Raw genomic sequence first — 21,965 nt, 5'->3', positions numbered from 1 at the left:
TGACCAGCGGCGCGACGCACGCTACAGATTCGGGATTGGGTTAGCGGGTGATCAGCGAGAACGAGATATCGTCTTCGCTGAGGTACACGCCCAGATGGGTGGCGCCGAAATTCCGGTCAAAGCTCGGGATCAGCAGGTCGGCGTCGATGAACTCGATGCCGTCGTCGCCACCGAAATGGCGCCGCTTGTAGTCCCCCCAGTCCGGATTGCCATTCGGGTGGCATTCGGCGGAATAGACGATGAGCGGCTTCTGCCCCTCGGCAAGCTTGCCGTTCGAGATGATGTAGACGCCCTCGTCGCCAACGAGCCACAGGCCGGGTTTCTCGCCCTCGCCTGGCCTGGTGCCGTAGTAGGGGTTGCGGAAGCCGCCGTTGGCGGCAGCATCCGCTCGCCCCCGCGCGATGACCTTGCGCACGGCCATGATCGGGTAAGTGAACATGGTGGCCTCACGCGGCTTCGACGAGCGGCAGGTGGCGCAGGTGGACGGGAAGCTTCTGCGAAATCTGAGCGTCGGTCAGACAGTCCAGGAGCGCGATGTTGCTTGTGTGCCTGCCATAGACGATGACGGTGCGGCTCCCGCGATGCTCGGGCGCAAACCCCACCCCGGCATATCCGCGATAGCGGTCCTCGGTGGCGCTCCAGATGTGCTCTATACGCTCCTGGTGGCTCATCGCCCTGACCGGGCGGCGCTCCCGTTCAACGATCGCGTCGCGCATTTCGCGGGGCGAGACCGGCCGGGCGAGATCGCAATAGGCGTGGAAGTAGCGGACCGCGCCGTTAATGCGAAGCGCATAGAACACGCTGGTAATACTCCCGGTCAGGAATTCGCTTGTGGCGAACATCTCTCCGCGCATCCACAGCGGCGGTAGAATATCGAGCATGTAATCCTGTTCGGGCCTGGCGATCTCGAACCATTCTCCCGCGAACAGGACGCCATCGTGGTTCGTCCAGCGGTTCGGACGCTGGGCGTGACGGTCGAACAGACGGAACATCTGCCGACGATCGGCGATGCCGAAATAGATCTTGCGGATGGAAGAGAGGGTCATAGGTGGGCTCCTTGGCCTCCGGGGCCGGGGCGCGGCTCATCCTCTCGATTTCGCCATCGTCTCCAGCCCTTCCGGACCCCTCTCAAGCGGCCGCATCTCCGTCCGGCCGGGTCAAGGGCCGGCGTCAGCCGGGCGAAGCGTCACCCTTGAGGCGGCCGGCGGGCATGCGGCAGCCGTCTTCCTTCGAGTTCTCCCTCCTTCCCGCTTCCTGATTCCTCGCCAACTCCGCATTCCAGTCTTCCGCCAGCGGACGCATCCGCTCGAACCCGCTTCCGGCCTCGGCCGCAAGGTCTCGCAGACGGCCGGCATATGTCTCGCCCTGCGCGTTGTTGTCGGTGGCCGCCACTAGATGGACGCGCGGCCGGCTGGCGTATGTGCGAAGCGCTTCCGCCGTGGCCGGCGCCCAGCCGCCGCCCGTGCTTAGATAGAGCGTATTGGCTCGGAGCTCCTCCATCGCGGCAAGGCTCATGGCATCGATGGCCGCCTCGGTCACACAGAGCCGGACCGCGTCGGACTGGCCGAGACGGAACAGGACCTTGGCGCCTCCGGTCGCAAAGCCACGCCAGTCGGGGCCGCGCTCCTCCCAGCCGGTCACGTGACCGCCGTCATCGGTATGGCCGGCCCACATGCTGCCCTTCGGGCCTTCGCGCAGGAGGTTCGCGGCAACGGCATTGCGAATGACCTCTTCTGGGACGTGCCGCGTATCGCGCAGATAGCGCCAGGTTGCAGAACCGGGCCGGGGTTTGCGCCGGTCCTGCCAGCGTTCGGTGATCGTCAGGTCCGGCGCGCGGTCGCTGGCCTCGCGTGTCCAGACCGGCTCGCAGGGCGTAAATCCGACCAGGTCAGCAACGACATAGAGCGCCGCGGCAAAAGGAAGGCCGTCGAGATGCTCGACCAGAGAGAAGACGTCACCCTTTGCATCCGAGAGGGGATCGAACCAGCCCTTCCCGCCATGGATGACGATGATGATCTCGCTGGCCCGGCGATACTTCATCGCCCTGCGCGTGCTCTCCTTAAGATCGAGCTCGAAGCCCGCGTCCTCCAGCACCGCGTTGCAGGGCACCTTCCTTCTTAGCTCTTCCAGGTCTGCTTTTTCCATTTTCTCGCTCGACGCCTTCGCGCGCTCCTCTTATCCGATTTCCGCTCCCGATCTTTCCGGGACGAGAATCGGCAGGCCGCGAAGAGCAAGGCCGGCAAGGGCGCGGCGGGCAACCCGGCAGATTTGCGGGGCGGGTCGATCCGGCCCGCCGCGGCGCAGCTTCCCTTGCCGGGCGCAGAGCGCAAGCGGCACGCATATCCGCGCTTCAACCGCTGCTTCGCTCCTCTTCAGCCACGATTGCGCGCACCACGTCGAAGTCCATTTCCGCCCTGGGCGAAATGCGTGCGATCTCGGCAGCGACCTTTGCCCAGTGATAGAATTCGGCTTTCTCGCCGCGAACGCGCGCCCGCGCGGCACGGCGCTGCGCCTCATAGTAGGCGTTGGTTTTTTCGGCCGCGAGGAGGCGTCGGGCATCGGCCTGCCAACGTCGACGGATGGCCCGCCGTTTTTCAAACCATTGGCTGATCACCGCGAGCAATTCCGTGTCCCCTCTTCGATTCCGCCAGCCGCGTCAGGCATGGCAGCCCGAATGGGAGAAGACCCGGACTTCGGGTCTTCGGCTCCGCCAACAGCCCGGCCCGAAGGGCGACGCCAAACCTTTGCGTCACGGGCGCGACATCATCGACCTCTGGCTGGTTCGCCAATCTCGGGTCCTTGCGAACCTTCGTCGGCCCCCCAACAGATCGAGACCAACGCTCAAGGGTTCGTGTCGCCCCGACGTTTCGACCCGGAGAGTGGCAGCGGCGTTTCAGATCACTGGCTGGTGACGATCGACCTGATGTCGCGGCCAAGTCTCTGAGAAGCGCCCGGTAGCAACCACACCGCTGGTCTGCTGACCAGCGGTCACGGATTCACTATCATGGCTTGCCTTCCCGGCGAACCGCACGCGCCCCTCTCCCCTATCCTTCCCTTGGGCAGCACGTCCTCAAAGGGGCGGATTGCAGACTGACTGGTTTGGGGACTGCAAGTCAACTTAACTGTCATTGCTTTCAATGCAGCGGATGCATCCTTGGCTAATGCGCAGCGCAACTTATCTTCAATACTCATCGTCCTGAATGAGCTCGCAGATCAGTTCCAGTCCCACGAGCTGTGCCGACTGCGAAATATGCAACCCTTTTTACCCCACACCCACATAAGTGACGCGATTGCCGCACGACATCAACTCCACAAAGGGGTGGGTACGCCTATCTTGGCACCGTCAACGCCACGGCCTCCATACTTGCCCAGCCAACGCGAACCTCGCTATTGCTAAGCTGGCGTTATCATCTGAATCGGTTTGAGCCTTGGAAACACTCCTGTCGCCTGTTGTGCTTTTCTTTGTGCTGGGTGCTCTCGCCGCTCTCGTTCGGTCCGACCTCTCTATCCCGGAGGCCGTCGGCAAGGGCATATCGCTCTACCTGATGGTAGCGATAGGGCTGAAAGGCGGCGTGGAGGTCGCCGAGGCTGGCTTTACCCTCGAGCTGCTAGTTGCGGCGGCAGCTGGCATAGCCCTCAGCTTCATGTTGCCCTTGCCGGTTTTTGTCGTCCTGCGCCGCGTCGGCAAGCTCAGCAGCGTCAATGCAGCGGCCGTGTCCGCCCATTATGGCTCGGTTTCGGTCGTTACCTTCGTGACCGGTCTCGAAATCCTGACTCGGCAGCAAATCCCCGCAGCGGGTTATACGGTTGCCGTGCTGGCATTGATGGAAACGCCTGCAATCGTCAGCGGCCTGTTGCTTGCGCAACGTTACGGTGGTGCTGAGCCGCGTCCGATGGGCGATCTGCTCCACGAGACACTGACCAATGCGTCGGTCATGCTGCTCGTGGGTAGCTTTTCGGTCGGCCTGATTGTGGGCAAAGACGGGTTCTCCCCCATCGCGCCGGTCTTTGAAGGGGCGTTCCGTGGTGTGCTTTGCCTGTTCCTGCTCGATATGGGATTGATCGCGGCCAAGAGGCTGCGCGAGGGCAAAAGCCTGACGCCTCGGCTCATCGCCTTGGCGATCGCGATTGCGCTGACCAACGGTATGTTGGGCGTTTTGCTTGGTGCTGCAATCGGTCTTGATGTCGGCACAGCGGCAGCCCTTGGCATCCTGGCAGGGAGCGCGAGCTATATTGCGGTGCCCGCCGCCATGCGCCTTGCGCTTCCCCAAGCCGATCCGGGGTTGTACCTCGGCATGTCCCTGGCGGTGACGTTTCCCTTCAACATCTTGGTCGGCATTCCGATCTACATCTGGATAGCGCAGCAGGTGGTGCAATGACCCTTCCCGGAACCGAGCGGACGCGAGTTGAAATTCTGGTCGATGCGCCGCTTGTGCCGCAGATCGTTACTCTCTTGGGCAAACACGCGATCCGGGGCCACACTGTCATGCCGACCTTATCCGGCGAGGGCGAGGCGGGAACCTGGGACGATGATCTCATCACGAGTGCGCAACACAAGGTCACCGTGCTCGTCGTGGCGGAGCCCGGCAAGGCCGATGCCTTCATCGAGGATATCAGGCCCCTTCTCGACAGTTACGGGCTAATCGTCATGCTCAGCACCATCAATGTGCTGCGGCCTGAGAAGTTCGCATAGAAACATGAGTTAAGGTGTCAACAGACAGTACAGAGAGTTGGCTTCATTCATTTAGATTCTCTAGCGATGCCAACGACAGTATGTCGATGCCGCGATATCTGGTTATCCGATCCTATTGGCAGTGTTGAGGTTAAATCTCGGCTTGATGCATGGCGCTTCCTTCAGCCCCCTATCGACCGCTTCATGCGCGAAGACAAAGCGCACATAATGTCCGAAATTGCATCGAAGCTGCCGGGTGTTATTCGTGATCGGCTCGGGTTCGAGACTTGACCGACACTCCGGTCATCGAAAATCCCGCGTCTTCACCCTGATTTCATCGATATGCCTATAGGGATCGACCATATTCCTCGCCTGGGGCAATCCGCGCGGATCGGGCGCCGGAGAGCCGTGATGGAACTCATCACCGCGCCCATGCGGCAATCGGAAATCAGTATCCCGCGACCCGATACTGGCCAGTTCCGCGGACATGTCGATCAGCTCATGGGCGACGATATGCACCACCTCGCCCTCGCGCTGCACCCTGCCCTTCGCCCCGATCATGCCGCATCCCAGTACGACACGGCGGAATTTCTCGAAGACCTTGGTCCACACCACGAGGTTGGCGACCGCGGTTTCGTCCTCGAGCGTGATGAACATGACACCCTTGGCACTGCCTGGTCGCTGGCGCACCAGAACTAGGCCGGCGACATGGACCCAGCGCCGGTCGCGTGAGGCGACGGCGTCGGCGCAGGTCATCACGCGTTGGCGGGTAAGGTCAGCGCGCAGGAACGAGACCGGGTGCTGCCGAAGCGTCAGCCCGGTATGGCTGTAATCCTCAACCACCTCACTGCCGGCCGCCATCGGACGCAGCGCGACGCCCGGCTCGGTCTGTTCAGGTACAACCTCCGCCTTGCGCCGGGCCGCGGCGGCAAAGAGCGGGAGGGGCTCATCACGCAGCGCCTTGATGGCCCAGAGCGCTTCGCGCCGGACCAGCTGCAGGTTGGGCCGAAAAGCATCAGCCTCGGCAAGTTTCACCAGGGCGGCCGCCGGAATACCTGCCCGGCGCCACAGGTCATCCACTGATACGAATGGCCGGTTTTCCCGGCAGGAGACGAGGCGCGCGGCTTCCGCATTGCCCAGCCCCTTGACCATGCGCAGACCCAGCCGGACGGCGAAATCGCCATCCTCGCCGATCGCCTCGAGCGTACAGTCCCAGCGGGATGAATTGACGCAAACGGGCCGGATTTCGACGCCGTGCTCGCGTGCATCGCGCACGATCTGGGCCGGGGCATAAAAGCCCATGGGCTGGGCGTTGAGGAGCGCGCAGCAGAAGACCTCGGGGTGCCAGCATTTCATCCAGGAGGAGGCATAGGCGATGAGGGCGAAGCTCGCCGCATGGCTTTCGGGAAAGCCATAGGAGCCGAACCCTTCGAGCTGCTTGAAGGTTCGCTCCGCGAATTCGCGGTCGTAGCCATTGGCGACCATGCCGGCGATCAGCTTCTCGCCGAACTTGGAGACGCCGCCTGTATGCTTGAACGTCGCCATGGCACGGCGCAGCTGATCGGCCTCGCCGGCGGTAAAGCCCGCGCATTCGATGGCAACCCGCATGGCCTGCTCCTGGAAGAGCGGCACGCCCAGCGTCTTGCCGAGCACGGCCTCGAGTTCGGGCTTGGGATAGGTCACCTCCTCCTTGCCCTCGCGCCGGCGCAGATAGGGATGCACCATGTCGCCCTGGATGGGGCCGGGACGCACGATCGCCACCTCGATGACCAGATCGTAGAAGGTCCGCGGCTTGATGCGAGGCAGCATGGCCATCTGGGCACGGCTCTCGATCTGGAAGGTGCCGAGGGTATCGGCCTTGCGGATCATCGCATAGGTGCGCGGATCCTCAGCCGGGATGGTGGCGAGATCAAGCCCTATGTCCTTGTGCTCGGCGAGAAGATCGAAGGCGCGGCGCATGCACGACAGCATGCCGAGCGCCAGGACGTCGACCTTCATGAATTTGAGCACATCAATGTCGTCCTTGTCCCACTCGATGACCTGCCGGTCCTCCATGGCGGCCGGCTCGATCGGGACGAGCTCGTCGAGCCGGTCGCGGGTCAGAACGAACCCGCCGGGGTGCTGGGAGAGATGGCGCGGCGTGCCGACAAGCTGGTGGGCGAGCTCTAGCGCCAGCCGCAGGCGGCGGTCGCCCGTATTTAAGTTGAGGCCTTCGGCGTGTTTCTGCTCGACACCTTCCGACCAGCCCCATACCTGCGATGAAAGCGACTTGGTAAGATCCTCGGGCAGGCCAAGCGCCTTTCCGACATCGCGTAGCGCGCCCTTGGCGCGATAGCGGATGACGGTCGAGCAGAGCGCGGCGCGCTCGCGACCATAGGTCTTATAGACCCACTGGATGACCTCTTCGCGCCGCTCATGCTCGAAATCGACATCGATGTCGGGCGGCTCACGCCGTTCTTCTGAGACGAAGCGTTCAAAGAGCAGATCGTTACGATCGGGATCGACCGAGGTGACGCCTAGCACGAAGCAGACGGCCGAATTGGCTGCAGATCCCCTGCCCTGGCACTGAATGCCTTTCGAGCGCGCGAAGTGGACGATGGCGTTCACAGTCAAAAAGTATGGTGCGTATTCGAGCTTCTCGATCAGGCGCAATTCGTGATTGAGATTGGCGCGGACCTTGTCCGGCAAGCCTTCGGGGTACCGCTCTGCCGCGCCCTCCCAGGTGAGCTTTTCGAGCGCCTGCTGGGGCGTCAGTTCGGGGTGGAGCTTTTCTTGCGGGTATTGATAGGCGAGCTGGTCGAGCGAGAACCGACAGCGCTCCATGATTTCGACGGTGCGAGCCAGAGCCTCGGGATAGCGGCCGAAGAGCCGGTGCATTTCCTGGGCCGATTTCAGATAGCGGTCGGCAAAGCGCTCGCGGCGATGCCCCAGCTCATCGATGGTGACGTTGTGCCGGATGGCCGTCACCAGATCCTGCATCACCTGACGACCCGCCTCATGAAACAGCACGTCATTGGTGACGACGGTCGGCACGCGCGCCTGCATCGCCAGGTTGGACAATTCCCAGAGACGCATCTGGTCATTGGGCCGCCGGCGTAGCGTCAGGGCCAGATAGGCGCGGTTGTCGAATGCCTCGCGCAGGCGCCGCAGATGCAGCGCGCAAATCTCGTCGGCCGCATCCGGAACGAGCACGGCGATCATGCCCTCGCCATAGGCGACGAGATCGGCCCATTCGAGAAGGCATTTGCCCTTGCCAGCACGCTTCTTGCCCAGCGAAAGTAGACGGCAAAGCCGCGCATAGGCGGGCCGATCGGTTGGATAAACAAGGACTGACATGCCATCGGTAAGATCGAGACGGCAGCCGACCACGAGGCGGATTCCGGTGGTCCTGGCCGCCTCGAGCGCACGGACGATTCCCGCCAGTGAGTTGCGGTCGACAATGCCAAGCGCATCGACACCGACCCGGGCGGCTTCGGCAAACAACTCCTCGCAACTGCTCGCCCCGCGCAGGAACGAGAAGTGGCTGGTTACCTGCAATTCGGCATAGCGCGGCCCACTCATGCGAAGATCCCGTGCAGGAACCAGCGGTGTGAACCGCTGTCTTCGCGCTCACCGTCTCCGGAGCGAAACAACCAGTAGCGCTCTCCGGTCTCGTCCTCGACCCGGAAATAATCCCTGACCGTGGTCATCTCCGCGTCGCGCTTCCACCATTCGCCGCGGATGCGCTCGGGGCCGTCGGCTCGCTTGACGCGCCGACGCACACCCCGCCAGGTGAACCAGACCGGTGGATGATCGGGAAGCAGCGCCATGGTCTCGACGGGCTCGGGCCGGGGCAGAAGCCGCGGCGGGCGTGGCCAGTCGCCTTCCCATGTCGCGCCGGTTTCCGGCGCCAGCGCCGGCACGCGCGCCACCGATCGCTCGGGCACATCGCTCTGGACCGGCGTGAACCGGTAGAGCCGATTGCCGCCGACACGATTGGCGAGCACGTCGACCAAGTCCGAAACATCCGGTTCTGGCGGCGCGACCAGCGAGGAGATCGCCTGGTTGTCGTGTAGCGCCTCGGTTTCGATCGCCACCAGCACCATGATCTCGATGCCGAAACCGGGGTCAATTGTCTCGATCTTGTCGCGTAGCAGGCGGGTGAGGCGTTTGGGATCGCGCACCGGCTGAGCCATCCCCACTCGGATGAACTGCAAGGTGTCGTCGACCCGATGGAGCAGCAAATCGAGCCGGCGCGCCCCGAGGCCACGCTTTTCAAGCTGGAGGCAAAGTGCATCGACCAGCTTGCCCGTGTAGCGAGCAATAGTCTCGGCTGCGCCGATCGGTTCGCCAAAGACACGCCTGACTTCGACAAGTTCGGGCGACCGGATTGGTTCGACGGGTTCGGCGACCAGCCCCACGGCCTGCTCGAGCCGCCTGCCGATCTCGGGGCCGAACCGCAAGACGAGGGGTGCGCGCGGCTGATCCATCAGATCCCCGACCGTCTCGAAGCCGAGGCTGCGAAGGCCGGTCACAATCTCGCCGTCCAAGCGCAGGGCCGCTAGCGGCATGGGTCGCAGCATGGCCGTTCCCCGTCCTGCCGGAACGACAGTCGTCTGCCGGCGCACAAAACGTGCCGCGGCATGGGCAGCACCCCAGGTATCGGCGACCGCCGCCCTTGCTTCAACGCCGGAAGCGGCAAGGCGCTGCACGATCGCCGTGAGCATCATTTCCTCGCCGCCATGGAGGTGATCGGTTCCGGTCGTGTCGATCACGAGGCCATCAGGCGGATCGGCCGCCACCACAGGCGAGATGCGCTGCAGCGCCCACAAGGCCAGCCTTTCGAGCCCTTGCCGATCGGCGGGAGGATCGGCGTCCATCACGACGAGACCGGGGACGAGTGCCTGCGCCTTGGCTACGGCCATGCCTCTCGTGAGACCAAGCGCCTGGGCATTGGTATCGAGGGCGGCAATGGTTCTGCGGCGGCCTGTGCGGCCGATCAGGACAAGTGGCGCCTCATGCGGAGGCGATGCGTCTCCCGACTTCCTTCTGAGGCGGTCTGTCGGCCACCTTGGAAGGAAAAGCGATACGACCCTGGGCATCGCAAGCCTCCACTTCAAAATCTGCACTTTCGCCGGCCCTGCATCGGATCAGCTCGACCAGCCAGCGGGCGCGGCCGATGCCGGCGACGGGCAAGCCCACTGAAGGCAACACCGAGACCCGCCAGCGAGAGACGCTGGCAGTTGGTTGCCCGAAATCTCCCGCTTCGGTCTGTCGCCGCCAACGACGAACTGCCAAGCCGATCGTGTTCGACCCTTCCGCCGCCAATTGCAGCCGGCGCGATGCAGTCATCGAAAGATGAGCGGTTTCGGCGACGGCTGCTCCCAGGCCGCCGTGGCGAAGTCCTTCCTCGAAACACGCAAGCAGCGCCTTTTCATCTCCGGCCTCAACATGGATGACCCGGTCGGGCTGAAGGCCCGCCTGGGCGATCGCCGGCGCAAACAGGTCAGGGCGCGTGACGATCCAGAGCACCTTGCCCTTGGTCCGCGCCGCGATCCCTGCGGCAAACATCGCTGCGGCCGCACCATCTACGGCGCCATTGCCGCCCCCGGCGATCTCATGCAGGCATCCAACGCCCAGCCCGCCTCCTGGAAGCCGCCTGTCGATTTCGGCCAGACCGAAGGGCAGGACCTGACGCAGGCGGCCAGTCCCGCCGCCGAGGTGCGCGATGCGCTCCTGAAGCTGGGCAATGACTGGGTTTGCCGGGCGATCGGCCATGAAAGTCCAGGTCTCCTGAAAGGCTTCGTAACGCTTGGTGCACCGATATGTTCGTTATTTGTTCTCTTTCACAAAGTGAGTCAATCGGGCTCGTCACCTCGACGTTTAGGTGGGGTGGGGTATGCTGTCGCAAGTAAGGGTTCGCCCAGGTACAATTGTCTTTGAATCTTAGGGCGAGGACCTCGTGCCTCGCTCCCACTACGGTGTGGAGGGAAGGCTGCCCTGGGTCGATTGCGGTCTTGGGTTGTCGGAAGAGGAAACCAAAGAAAGTTGGGGGACGACCGCCGGGTGAACATTGGCGGTTTCGTCCCCGCTCATACGGGTGGCGCTGTCCATCAAATCGCGATTTCTGCGCAAGTTACTGCATTGAAGGAAATGCGATCGTTGCGCACAAGGGATAATTTAGGTTCTGTGTGACAGTGTGCGGGCGTGTTCCATCGCGTTTAGTGCCTGCCCATGTTTCCGAGCCTCGACCATCCCGATCCCCGGCGGTTCATCTTGCGGACCGTCATCCCCTTTTTCGTTCTGGCTGTTCTCCTTAACGCGTTCGCCGGAGGGCTTCTTTACTGGTCGACCGCCGAAGCGGATCGCCTGACTATCCAGCGTCAAGAGGCACTGGCCGCGCTGGTGGTCTCGCAGCTACAGGCAAATGTCGCTCTCCAGCAGGAAAGCGTGACGGTCTGGGATGACGCTGTAAACGGTGTAAGTGCACGAGATTTGGATTGGGTGGACGTCAATCTTGGAAGCTGGATGAACAGCTATTTTGGGCATGACGCGGCCTATATCATCGGCGGGGACGACAGCCCCATATACGCGTCCGTTGGTGGAACGGTCGCCTCTCCCCAACGGCTGGCAGATATCTGGGAGCAGGCCGCTCCTCTTGCCGCCGGTCTCAGAAGCCGACTGCGCGCTGGCGATGAGACCGGCGTGTCAGACAGGGTTATGACAATTGGGGCTTCCGACCTTGTGGAGATAAATGGCAGGCCTGCAATTCTCAGCGTCAAGCCGATCGTGTCAGACAGCGGCGATATCGAGCAGGTTCCAGGTCAAGAGCACCTTCATCTGGCGATGCGCTATCTCGATGACAGCCTCGTTGAGGAATTGCAGCACAACTATCTGCTGGACGGTCTACGCTTTGATTGGTCTGCCGAGACGGGGCCCGACGAAGTCTCAAGCCCCCTTCGCACCGCTGGGCGGACGGTCTTGGGGTACTTTGTGTGGACGCCGTTCCGGCCCGGCTCGATTGTCTATGCTCATGTTTGGCCTGTCCTGATAAGCTTGTTTCTCGCAGGCATGACCGCGTTGGCAGGCCTGATCCTTGTTTTGCGACGCCGGTCGCTGGCACTGACGCGCACGCAGGCAGAAATTCAGCACCTTGCCTCACATGACGTGCTGACGGGGCTACCGAACCGGCGACAGTTCGAGCACCGCATGGCGCAAGCCCTGGAAACGGTCTCCGCTGGAGGGAGTACACTTGCCCTGCTCTATCTGGATCTTGATCGGTTCAAGGAAGTCAACGACACGCTGGGCCACGCGGCAGGGGATACTTTGCTGCGCGAGTTTTCGGAGCGACTGTTGGCCTGCGCTCGACCGACAGACATGGTGGCCAGACTTGGCGGTGATGAGTTCGTTATTGTCGTGGAGGGGCTCGAAGACCAACAGGAAATCGATCAGCTCTGCCTCAGAGTTGTAGAAAGCGCCCGCCATCCCTTCGAATTGGCTGGCACGCAAGTCTTTGTCGGTGTCAGCATCGGCGTGGCACTATGTCCTCGCGATGGGGTCAGCGCCAATGATCTGTCCCGCAAGGCCGATATCGCGCTTTACGCGGCGAAGGCCAATGGGCGCAGCGGGTATGCCATCTTTAAAGACGACATGGAGGCGCTAATCGTCGAACGCCGTGCATTGGAACGTGACCTTCGCAGCGCGCTGGACCAGCCGGGCCAGTTCGAAGTCCACTACCAGCCATTGTTCGAAGCGAAGGGTCGGACTCTGGTCGGGGTTGAATCCCTGTTGCGCTGGAACCATCCTACCCGGGGACGCGTAGGGCCGGATGCCTTTATTCCCTTGGCCGAAGAGTCGGGTCTGATAGAGGCTCTGGGGGAGTTCGTGCTTCGCCAAGCCTGCTCTACCGCCAAGGAGTGGCCGATACGCACGCTTGCGGTGAACGTGTCGGCAGCCGAATTGAAAAGTCCCGCTTACGCGATGCGTGTGGCCAACATCCTGATGTCCACGGGGTTCAGCCCTGGCCGACTTGAGCTGGAGGTAACCGAGACAGCAATGTCGGATACGGACGGACACTGTCAGGCGAACATTGCTGCATTGCGAGAGATGGGCGTCCATTTCGCTCTCGATGACTTTGGCACCGGCTTTTCTTCCCTGGGTCGGCTTCAGCAACTCGATGTCGACCGGATCAAGATCGATCGCAGCTTCATTCATGGTTTTGGAACCGACAACGGCGATGAAGCGATCGTTCGAGCCATCATCCACCTGGCGAAAGCAACGGGGCTCAAGACAACCGCCGAAGGTGTCGAGACCGAGGAGCAAAGCCGCATACTCGGGAAGATAGGATGCGATGAACTGCAGGGTTTCCTGCTGGGCAAGCCTTGCGAAGCGGCTGCGCTAGAGGAACGTTTTTTTGGCGCTGACCGGACCCCAACGTCGGCAAAAGTTGGAGGAATGCCAACCTAGGCGGCAGGTCGCTCTGGTAGTCGCCCGCTGTGCCTAGGCGTCGAGGTGAGTGCTCTTGGCGTCAGGAGAGGGGAAACGTGACGGTAATCTTGGTACCGCTGTCGGCTTCCACACGCACGTCCCCGTCGAGCTGACTTGCAAGGCCTCGGATCAGCCTGCTTCCCATCCCCTTGCGGGCATTGGCATCAAAGCCCGGACCGTTGTCCGCGACGATCAACTGCCCAACCGAACCCTCCTTCTTCAGCATGACGCTCAATTTGCCATCTTGTCTATGCGCGAAGGCATATTTGAAGGCGTTGGTAATCGCCTCGTTGAGTATCAGCCCTAGAGAAAGTGCCTGGTCCGGTTCAACGAGCAGCGCTTCGGCTTGGACCTTGATTGCGACAGTGTCGTCGAAGCCTGCCGCGACATCGCTGACCAGGCGCTCCGCGTAAGGCGCCATATTCAGCCGATCAAATTGATCGGCCTCATAAATCTGCTCATGGACAGCCACCATTGCCGAGATACGCCTGGCCATATCCTCCTTACTCTCCTTGGAAAGGGGCTGCATGCTCACAAGAGCGGCTACGGCCTGCAGGTTGTTCTTCACTCTGTGATGGATTTCCCTGAGTAGAAAACTGTTACGGTTGAGGGCCTGCTCAAGAGCCAGACGTCGTTCCGAATCGGCCCGAAGCAGGCTGAAGATCCAGATTGCTCCAGCCAGGAGAAGACCGATCAACGGAACTCCGATGGTCAGCCCTGCCCGCAGGCTCGTCCAGAAGGCTGCCAACGCCTCTCCGCGCTCTACGCCTGCGGTCGCGACAAGAGGCCACGACTGGACCACACGGAAGCCGACGATGCGCGAAATACCGTCCGCTGGTGACGCGGAACTGGAGTAGACACCGCTTGTCGCATCGCCCAGATGAACTTGGAACAGCTGACTCTGGCTCAGATCCATGGTGTGTTCGAGTTGAGGGTGGCGCGCCACCACCCACCCGTCATTGCGGACTATCGAGACGGTGGACAAAGGACCCAATTCCAGAAGGGCCCAAAATTCGTCCATGGCTTTGGTCGGGATGGCGATGCTGGCGGCACCTAGAAACGTGTCACCTCTGGCGATCCGTCGTGCCACGACGAAGACTTGCTCGCCGCTGAGCCGCTCCTCGAGTTGAGGGGAAATGACCAATGTCTCGCCGTTTGCCAGCCTCTTGAAATACTCGCGGTCCGAAACCTCGACCCCCACTGCCTCGGGTATGCTGGAAAACCGCAATCTTCCCGTTTCGTCGTAAACCGAATACTGAAAACCAGCCGGGAGGTTTCCGACAGCTTGGCGAATGTCTGCTATGGCCCCGGCAGACTGCACCACCGGACCCGCACCAACTGCTTCCTCAATGCGTTGCAAAGCTTGGTCGCTGGCTTCCATCATCCATTCGATATGCGCGGCCACAACCTGGGCTGCCGACATAGCGCGGGCCTCGCCCGCTTCGACAACCCCCCTGTAGTTCTGGATAACAAGGAGGGCCGCCACGACGACCAGCGCCAAAAGCGTGATGAGCGCAAGCCAAAGCGCAGCGAATGCTGCCGACAGGCTCCCTCTCATTCGCAGCCGTAAACCAGACCAGATAGACACCGCTGCCCTTTCGTCCTGGATGCCTCGCGGCGGTGACAATCGGACTGAAGGCGCAAGTGCGAAGTCCGACATCATCTTTTGAGCCCAAGAACTTGGAACTTCAAGTTCGGTGGCGAAGAAGGGGCAATCACCCACGCTTTTCCATTGGATGGCGGTGTTTCCGCCGAGACTTCGGATCCGTCGAGGGGGAGAACGCGCGTTGACCAAGCCCGACCGCGGCATGGGGGCACCCCCTGGGCTGAACGCCGCGATGGCACAAATCGACGAGCCGATTGTTTCTTGTTCCTCCCATTGCCGCTGCGTCACCCTGCACCATATGGCGGCGTGCAGTGCGTTGTTCTCCCATTCAGCGCCTGTTCCCCTCACGAAGGCTTTGCCTTCAAACTCTGACCAGGCGCATCTGTGCCTGGCCTTTTTTGGCTGGTAGCCGATCCCCTGTGATTGCACACCACGTCAACCTCAGAATCTGGCGCTGTGCCGTTTCCTTGGCCGCAGCTCATCTCGCCGAATTGGCTGCCAGAACCGTGTGAAACGTGCTAGCGCAGAGGTGGGACATCGCACGGGAGCCAAAATGGCCAAGCGTAAGACTTCTAAGCCGATCTCAACGGGGATCACTGGACTGGACGACATCCTCCGTGGCGGTCTGCCGCCCTCCAATCTATACATGCTGCAGGGAGCTCCCGGCGCGGGCAAGACGACTGCGGCACTGCAGTTTCTGCGTGCCGGCGTCGAGGCGGGTGAGCGTTGCATCTACGTAAGTCTGTCCCAGACCGCGGCAGAACTTGAATCGATTGCCATATCGCACGGATGGACAATGGAAGGGATCCGGGTTGAGGAACTGTCGGCCTCCGACGCCGTGAGCGGCGGTGCGGACCAGACGATTTTCCAGACGGCTGAGTTGCGTCTCGACGAGACCCGCCAAGCGATCGAGCGCGCTATCGATGAACATAAACCCAGCCGCCTGGTCTACGACTCTCTTCTGGAGATCCGGCTAATAACCGGTGACACCCCGCGCTTTCGTCGCGAACTGATCGGATTCAAGGCGTTTTTGGCCAAGCGCAACGTTGTCGCTCTTTTGCTGGATACGCAGGACCGCGAAGGAAACAACGGCGAGGAGGTTGAGGGTATCGCCCATGGAGTGATCCGGTTCGACAAGTCGCTTGAGGACTATGGCGCCGTGCGTCGGCGCATCGAGGTTTCCAAAATGCGTGGGGTGCCTATCGCGGATGGTTATCATGACATGGCGATACGTGAAGGGGAAGGTGTCGTCGTATTCCCGCGCATCGTAGCCGGCTCGGCTTCAGAAGATAACAGGCCGGAATTGATCAAGTCCGGCGTCGATACACTCGACGAGATGTTCGGCGGCGGTCAGGAATCAGGGACAATCACGCTCGTTATCGGTCAGTCCGGAACCGGCAAATCGACCATGGCGTCACTCTACTCTACTGCGGCGCTCGAACGTGGAGAATGCGTGGCGTTATTCTTGTTCGAGGAGAGGCTGGAGACCTTTTTCAGGCGGTCCGAGGGGCTGGGCATGAACCTGCGCCCGTTTTACGACTCCGGCCAACTCATCATCCGGGATTTCAATCCTAATGAAATTTCGCCTGGGGAGTTCGCGCAGATCGTCCAGACTATCGTCACCGAAGACAACACACGAGTTGTGGTGATTGACAGCTTCACGGGCTATCTCAATTCCCTGCCCCATCGAGACAAGGCTGTTCGCGACATCCAGTCACTTCTTAAGTATCTTGCGCGCGCCGGAGTTCTTACGATGTTGATTGTTGCCCAACATGGACTTTTGGGGCAAAACGTTGGGATAGATGTTGACGTCAGCTTCCTTGGTGACACTGTTCTACTTCTCAGGTTGACCGAGCATGATGGCCGGCTTCGCCGCAACATTACGGTCGTCAAGAAGCGGCACGGCCCCCATGATCTCGATGTCCACGAACTGTTCATCCAGAGCTCGGGCATTACCGTCGTGCCTTATAACCCCCTGCCGGAAGCGTGAGTCCCGCAGACGAAAATAGCCCTTCGGCGTTAGATCATGTGCTGATCCTGGCGCCATATCGCAAAGACGCCGATTACCTTGCCCGGCTTCTTGGCGATCATCAGGTCAACGTGGAAATCGGGCTTGCTGGCAACAATCTCGCCGAATTGCTTGCGGCATCGCCAGGGGTGCTGATTGGAACTCACGAGGCGTTGACGCCAGCAGCAATTGAAGCCGTCGCAGACCATTTGAACCGCCAGCCTTCGTGGGCCGAGATGCCCGTTGTGGTCCTTCTAGACCGCGCGTCACGTCCCGATCAGGTGCGCGCCGAACTGAGCCGTGTCTGGCCCCGGGCAAGGCTACTCTTCTACCAGCGTCCTGTGACCGCGGTTGAGCTTGTGAGCGGCGTCCAATCCGCCTTGCTCGTCAGACTGCGTCAGCGCGAAGTGCGTGACCACATCGCACGCGAGATCGAGCTACGCCGCGAACTCAATCATCGCGTGAAGAACATTCTCGCCAGTGTCACATCGATCTTCGAGATGACGCGGCGCGGCGCTACGTCAGTTGAAGTGCTGGCGAGAGATTTCCGTGGTCGGCTCGGAGCGTTGGATAAGGTTCACTCCGCAGTTTTTCATGCGGAAGACGACGCCGTATCGATAGCTGAAATAGCAGCACTGACTTTCGAACCCTACATGGTCGGCGACGACGAGAGGATAGTCGCGCAGGGTCCACCGGTAACACTGCATCGTGAAGCCGGCACCACCATGGCGCTTTGCCTTCACGAACTGACGACCAATGCAATCAAGTACGGTGCCATGTCTCGGCCTGAGGGTCGCGTCCGCTTTACGTGGGAGGTATCAAAAACCCAGGCGCCGGAGCTTGGGATTCGTTGGAAGGAATATGGGGGCCCGACGGTGGAGGAGCCAATGCGGATCGGCTACGGAACACGCTATGTGAGATCCGCGCTTACGAGTATGTTTGGTCGACCGCCTCAAATCTCTTTCGAGAGGGATGGCCTGCGATGCGAGGCACGGGGACTGTTTTCCCCATTATCGGCAACCTCTGACAGTCACGGGAGTTGAGGGAAACTCTTCCACTCAGGCCCGGGGGCAGCCGATGCGCATTTTCTATCTTGAGGACAACCCTCTGATCGCGATGCATGTTGAACAGTTAGTCGAGGATGGGGGCCACGTATTTGCCGGAACAGCAAGCAGCTTTGAGGAGCTGCGCGAACGGTTTGATACGCTGGTGATGGATTGTGCACTCGTCGATATCGATCTCGCCGACGGACACACGGGACCGCAGGCGGTGGTCTGGCTCAAAGAACGAGGTGTCCCGTCCATTTTCGTGACCGGGCAGAGCCAAGTAGCCGAGGAATATCGTGATGTAGCGGTGGGCGTCGTCCCCAAGCCAATCTCCGAAAGCCTGCTTTCGGAGAAACTCCGCCTGCTTGCCAGCGTGGTGAACAACAGCGATTAAGCCGCTCACTCCCGCTGCTTAGCCAAACGCACGCAAACCGGTCAAAAAGCTTTCCCGCTCCGGCTCGCGACGACAACACGGGCCGGCGTACTGTTCAGTTGCGCAAACTGACGACGGCGCTTGCCGCCCTCGATTGGTTGGCCGGCCGCGCGCCGGTACAGCGCAGCCGACTTCGCGACAATGTTCCGATGCCCGGCGGACGGAACATGCCCTCCTCAATGTCTTCTACAAATCGCTTGATTTAGAATGGCAGCAGGACAGGCACGAGCAGGATCGTGACGGCCAGGGCGACCAGCGTAAAGGGAACGCCGATCATGACGAAATCAAAGAAGCGGTAGTTGCCGGGGCCCACCACCAACGTATTCACGGGCGAGGACACCGGCGTCATAAAGGCTGCGGACGCAGCAAGCGCAACCGTCATGGCGAGCGGGTAAGGCGAGACATTGAGCGCACCGGCGAGTGCTAGTGCGACTGGCGCCATCAACACTGCTGTAGCGGTGTTCGATATGAACAGGCCAAGCACCGCCGTCAGGGCAAACAGGGTAGCCAGCACCACGCGTGGTGAGGAGCCCCCCAGTATGGCCAGCAGCCAATCGGCAACAATATCGATGCCGCCCGTCCGCTGGAGCGCAATCGAGAAAGGAAGCATCCCGACGATCAAGATGAGCGTCTGCCAGTGGATCGAGCGATAGGCTGCATTCATGTCGATGCAGCCAAAAAAGCCGAACATAAGGCATCCAAGCAAGGCGGCGATGACGTTTGGAACCACCCCGGAAGCCATCAGGGCAACGGTCACGAGCAAAATGAGAGCCGCATGGGGTGCGCGGTGCGAGGCCGGCGCCACATCCTCGATTTCCACGGGCGTGTTGAGCAGGATCAGTCTCTCTGGCCCCTGCGGCACACGCGTGATTGCCCGCCAGGGACCGATCACCAGTATCGGGTCCCCGGCGTGAAAGACAACCTCGGTCAACGGCCCACCGATGGCTTCGCGTCCACGCCGAATGCCGATTGCGACAAGATCAGTGGCGCTGCGCAGGCGTGCGTCGACAACTGTCTTTCCAACGAGGCGCGAGTCCGGCGACACGAGCAGTTCCGCAAGCCCAATCTCCTGGGAGCGGTCGCCGAAATAGATATTTCCGAGCGCAAGCCGGTCGAGGCCGTACCGTGCAGCCACCTCGTCCATATCCAGCTCTGGTGACTTTGCATCGATCAGCATCACGTCACCAGCTTCGATCCGGCTCTCAGCTCTTGGCCGCAAGAGTTGTCTCCCGAAGCGGGTGGCGCGTTCGATCGCTATGATATTGATGCCTACACTGCCGCGCAGGTCGAACGCGCTCAGGCTATTGCCGACGAGCGGCGAACCTGGACGTACGGAGAACCTGTGTTCCCTCCCGTCCAACCCATAAGCGGTTACGAAATGACCGAGCGTGGGGCGCTCCAGCACATCGGATGGCGCTGCGGACCGTCCCAGGAACTTCTTCGCTACCAGCATGTAAAGGATCGCAAGTGCCAGCAGCGGCAGGCCGAACGGCGTAAAGGCGAAGAAGCCGAATCCTTCCAAGCCGTTGCGCATGAGTTCGCCGTGGACCACGAGGTTCGGAGCGGTGGCGACGAGTGTCATCATGCCGCTCAGCAGCGCGGCCACCGACAAGGGCATCATCAGACGACCTGCGGGAATGGATGCATTGCGCGCGATCCGCAACACGATCGGAATGAAGATCGCCACCACGCCCGTCGAGCTCATGAACGAACCGATGCCGGCGACCACGACCATCAGAAGCACGATCAGGCGAGCCTCGCTTCGTCCCGCCTTGCGCACCAGCCAGTCACCCAGGCGCTGCGCGATCCCAGTTCGTACGAGTGCCTCTCCCACCACGAATAAGGCACCGATCAGAACAATGTTAGGGTCGGCGAAACCAGCCAGCGCATCCCCGACATCGATCACACCTGTGAGCGGCAGGGCGACAATCATGACAAGCGCAACGGCGTCCATCCGTGGACGCCCGAGAGCAAACATAACAATGGCGGAGACGAGCAGAAGAAGAACAATCGCAAGGTCAGACATGAACAAGGCCTATCGCAACCGTCTCAAAATCCCAAGGCGGTCCGATCTGGGCGCGAGTTCCCAGAGCACGATGACAGTGACGGAGGAGCCCCACCGCAAAAGGGCGTTCGCCCTATCGTGCGATGGTAACGGAGCAGGGAGCGCGTGCAACGATCGCCTCGGATACCGATCCCATCAGCAGGCGGCCAATGAAGGGTGGATTTCCGGTGCCGACGACGATGTGCAGCACCTTTTGCTCATGCGCGTACTCTAGGATGGCGGTGGAAATGCCCGCCGCCTCGATCTTTTTCGCATATGCCTTCCGGAGGCCCTTCGCGCGGGCATATGTCAGGCACGTATCCAGGATATGCCTAGCCTCCTCATCGCTCCAGGAACGGATGTCGGAATGACCGCTCGCTGGCCTCGTTTGGTTGACCAGGGCAAAAGTCAGCTCCAAGCCTAAAACGGGAGCAAGAAGGCAGGACAATTCGACAGCGCGCGCGGAGTGACTGCTCCCGTTGACGCAACATACCAACCTGCCCTTCTCGTCCATGGGTGGTGTTCTCCGCGGCTCGAATTGCGGTTGCTTATGCGGTGAAGCGAAGGATCGCTGCCAGCTCGCCTCCATCAGGCAGGTCGGAGGCGCGCACGCCCAGTACCTTCGCGCCATTGGCGATGGCCCGACCTGCAATTTCGTCGACGACCCCATAGCTGGTCGCATCAGCCGCATCGGCAAGCCTCAAGGCGCCGGTGGTCTCGTCGATCGACCCATGGACTACGGTATCGATATTGACCAGAAGCGTGTCGATGGCGCCGAAGGTGGCGGCACGCGCCGCGTGCGAAAGATCCGTTGTCGCCCGTCCCTCACCTGACCTGACCTCAAACAGACTTCTCGCCTTTTCCAGCTCTGCTGCATAGGCCTGATCCAGCAAGGGCCGGGACGCGGCGGCAAGGTCGGCATCACTGATGCGGTCGGGGCTGTCGTCAATGCCGCCTGCAAGCAGGTTCGGATATGTGTTCGCTGAGCGGTAAACTGATGCAAGGCGTCCGGTTGCGGCGAGGATCAAGGGCGTGTCTAGACCCGCCAGAACCGGACGCAGAGCGGCATCCACCTTGCGGGCATATTGCTGGAAGCGAACGTTCTGCCCTTCCGAGCCGTGCATTCTTCCGCTGGCCGATCGATCGTTCAAGGTCGATTTGCCAACCGCACTTGCGGCATCTTTGGGCAAGCCGCTGACCTTGACGGTCTGGGCGGGCAGGTCTGCGTGGATTTCGACGAGCCGTACCGCGTTTTCCGAGAGCGCTAGGACAAAAGCGGAATGCGGGAACGTAATGGCTCTCAAAAGCGGCTTGAGATGAAACCTGTCGGAAACTTGCACAGTCTCAGTCAGATCGTTGGCAAGTCGGAAGGTCTGCAGGCTGGTTGGGGTTGCAAGGATCGCAAGGCTGTTGGCTTGCAGGGTCCAGAAATCATCATCCTCGCGCAGCTCTTCGATCTGCTCCACGAGCGCTGCCAGTTGGCGTTTGTCGAGCCCGGCGGCTTCAAGCTGCTCCCTTGCCTGCCGGGCGAGATTCCCAAGCTCGATGCGGGAAGCGTCCGAGTGCTGGGTCAAAGGCGTGGTCTTGAGATAGATCGAGACGCAGGCTGGCGCGCGGACCTTGTTCAGGGCAATGATCTGGGAGCGGGTCGGGATATCGACATGGAGCATCAGGCGCTTTTCCTTTTTCG

At 61.3% G+C, this 21,965-nt stretch carries 18 protein-coding genes; 7 read left to right on the top strand and 11 right to left on the bottom strand.

What is annotated here, in order from left to right:
- Positions 1-40: 40 nt before the first annotated feature.
- The 4 genes from FY036_RS02460 to FY036_RS02445 form a co-directional block, all read right to left on the bottom strand.
- Positions 41-439, bottom strand: a complete 399-nt coding sequence (locus tag FY036_RS02460; RefSeq protein ID WP_148913116.1) for a DUF3085 domain-containing protein — start codon at positions 437-439, stop codon at positions 41-43.
- Positions 440-446: 7 nt separating this feature from the next.
- Entirely contained in the window at positions 447-1,046 is a 600-nt protein-coding gene (locus FY036_RS02455) for a DUF1419 domain-containing protein (protein WP_148913115.1), read from the bottom strand.
- A 124-nt stretch (positions 1,047-1,170) separates the two neighbouring features.
- Positions 1,171-2,145 carry a DUF3991 and toprim domain-containing protein gene (locus FY036_RS02450; protein ID WP_148913114.1) on the bottom strand — a complete coding sequence of 325 codons (975 nt, stop codon included), beginning with the start codon at positions 2,143-2,145 and terminating at the stop codon, positions 1,171-1,173.
- 205 nt (positions 2,146-2,350) lie between these two features.
- Complete coding sequence (locus tag FY036_RS02445; RefSeq protein WP_235897476.1) at positions 2,351-2,614, bottom strand: hypothetical protein; 264 nt, start codon at positions 2,612-2,614, stop codon at positions 2,351-2,353.
- A gap of 814 nt (positions 2,615-3,428) precedes the next feature.
- Between FY036_RS02445 and FY036_RS02440 the strand changes: the two genes are divergently transcribed.
- Together FY036_RS02440 and FY036_RS02435 are read left to right on the top strand one after the other, a co-directional pair.
- Positions 3,429-4,379, top strand: coding sequence for a sodium-dependent bicarbonate transport family permease (locus tag FY036_RS02440; RefSeq protein ID WP_148913112.1), 951 nt, complete (start codon positions 3,429-3,431; stop codon positions 4,377-4,379).
- On the top strand, positions 4,376-4,693 hold the full coding sequence (locus FY036_RS02435) for a DUF190 domain-containing protein (RefSeq protein ID WP_148913111.1): 318 nt from the start codon (positions 4,376-4,378) through the stop codon (positions 4,691-4,693). The genes FY036_RS02440 and FY036_RS02435 overlap by 4 nt, the downstream gene beginning before the upstream one ends.
- 282 nt (positions 4,694-4,975) lie before the next feature.
- Here FY036_RS02435 and FY036_RS02430 read toward each other — a convergent pair whose 3' ends face one another.
- Genes FY036_RS02430 through FY036_RS02420 form a run of 3 tightly spaced genes read right to left on the bottom strand, consistent with a single transcriptional unit; the run spans position 4,976 to position 10,429 of the window.
- Complete coding sequence (locus FY036_RS02430; RefSeq protein WP_148913110.1) at positions 4,976-8,233, bottom strand: error-prone DNA polymerase; 3,258 nt, start codon at positions 8,231-8,233, stop codon at positions 4,976-4,978.
- The gene (locus FY036_RS02425; RefSeq protein ID WP_148913109.1) at positions 8,230-9,753 is read right to left on the bottom strand and encodes a Y-family DNA polymerase; all 1,524 of its coding nucleotides are present in this window, start codon (positions 9,751-9,753) and stop codon (positions 8,230-8,232) included. Before FY036_RS02425 ends, FY036_RS02430 begins: the two co-directional genes overlap by 4 nt.
- Positions 9,668-10,429, bottom strand: a complete 762-nt coding sequence (locus FY036_RS02420; protein ID WP_148913108.1) for an ImuA family protein — start codon at positions 10,427-10,429, stop codon at positions 9,668-9,670. Before FY036_RS02420 ends, FY036_RS02425 begins: the two co-directional genes overlap by 86 nt.
- 498 nt (positions 10,430-10,927) lie before the next feature.
- On the opposite strand from FY036_RS02420, the gene FY036_RS02415 reads away from it, so the two are divergent.
- On the top strand, positions 10,928-13,117 hold the full coding sequence (locus FY036_RS02415) for a putative bifunctional diguanylate cyclase/phosphodiesterase (RefSeq protein ID WP_328593093.1): 2,190 nt from the start codon (positions 10,928-10,930) through the stop codon (positions 13,115-13,117).
- Positions 13,118-13,178: 61 nt separating this feature from the next.
- Here FY036_RS02415 and FY036_RS02410 read toward each other — a convergent pair whose 3' ends face one another.
- Complete coding sequence (locus tag FY036_RS02410; RefSeq protein ID WP_161601082.1) at positions 13,179-14,696, bottom strand: sensor histidine kinase; 1,518 nt, start codon at positions 14,694-14,696, stop codon at positions 13,179-13,181.
- Positions 14,697-14,925: 229 nt separating this feature from the next.
- Here FY036_RS02410 and FY036_RS23715 point away from each other — a divergent pair, with 229 nt between their 5' ends.
- From FY036_RS23715 to FY036_RS02395, 4 genes are all read left to right on the top strand, one after another.
- Positions 14,926-15,153 (top strand): hypothetical protein, encoded by a 228-nt coding sequence (locus FY036_RS23715; protein ID WP_161601081.1) that lies wholly within the window; start codon positions 14,926-14,928, stop codon positions 15,151-15,153.
- Between the two features lie 144 nt (positions 15,154-15,297).
- Positions 15,298-16,734 (top strand): ATPase domain-containing protein, encoded by a 1,437-nt coding sequence (locus FY036_RS02405; protein WP_148913105.1) that lies wholly within the window; start codon positions 15,298-15,300, stop codon positions 16,732-16,734.
- A 38-nt stretch (positions 16,735-16,772) separates the two neighbouring features.
- Positions 16,773-17,795: a sensor histidine kinase gene (locus FY036_RS02400; protein WP_235897474.1), complete on the top strand. Its 1,023-nt coding sequence runs from the start codon at positions 16,773-16,775 to the stop codon at positions 17,793-17,795.
- Between the two features lie 34 nt (positions 17,796-17,829).
- On the top strand, positions 17,830-18,192 hold the full coding sequence (locus tag FY036_RS02395; RefSeq protein WP_235897472.1) for a response regulator: 363 nt from the start codon (positions 17,830-17,832) through the stop codon (positions 18,190-18,192).
- A 241-nt stretch (positions 18,193-18,433) separates the two neighbouring features.
- Here the strand turns inward: FY036_RS02395 and FY036_RS02390 are convergent, their stop codons facing one another.
- From FY036_RS02390 to FY036_RS02380, 3 genes are all read right to left on the bottom strand, one after another.
- Entirely contained in the window at positions 18,434-20,257 is a 1,824-nt protein-coding gene (locus tag FY036_RS02390; RefSeq protein ID WP_148913103.1) for an SLC13 family permease, read from the bottom strand.
- A 112-nt stretch (positions 20,258-20,369) separates the two neighbouring features.
- On the bottom strand, positions 20,370-20,789 hold the full coding sequence (locus tag FY036_RS02385) for a universal stress protein (RefSeq protein WP_161601080.1): 420 nt from the start codon (positions 20,787-20,789) through the stop codon (positions 20,370-20,372).
- 34 nt (positions 20,790-20,823) lie between these two features.
- Positions 20,824-21,741 carry a baeRF11 domain-containing protein gene (locus FY036_RS02380; RefSeq protein WP_235897470.1) on the bottom strand — a complete coding sequence of 306 codons (918 nt, stop codon included), beginning with the start codon at positions 21,739-21,741 and terminating at the stop codon, positions 20,824-20,826.
- Positions 21,742-21,965 lie beyond the last annotated feature (224 nt).

The organism is Neoaquamicrobium microcysteis, assembly GCF_008180155.1.
Taxonomy (GTDB): Bacteria; Pseudomonadota; Alphaproteobacteria; order Rhizobiales; family Rhizobiaceae; genus Aerobium; species Aerobium microcysteis.
The sequence above is the reverse complement of the archived record's forward strand: the minus strand, read 5'-3'. Positions and strand labels throughout refer to the sequence as shown.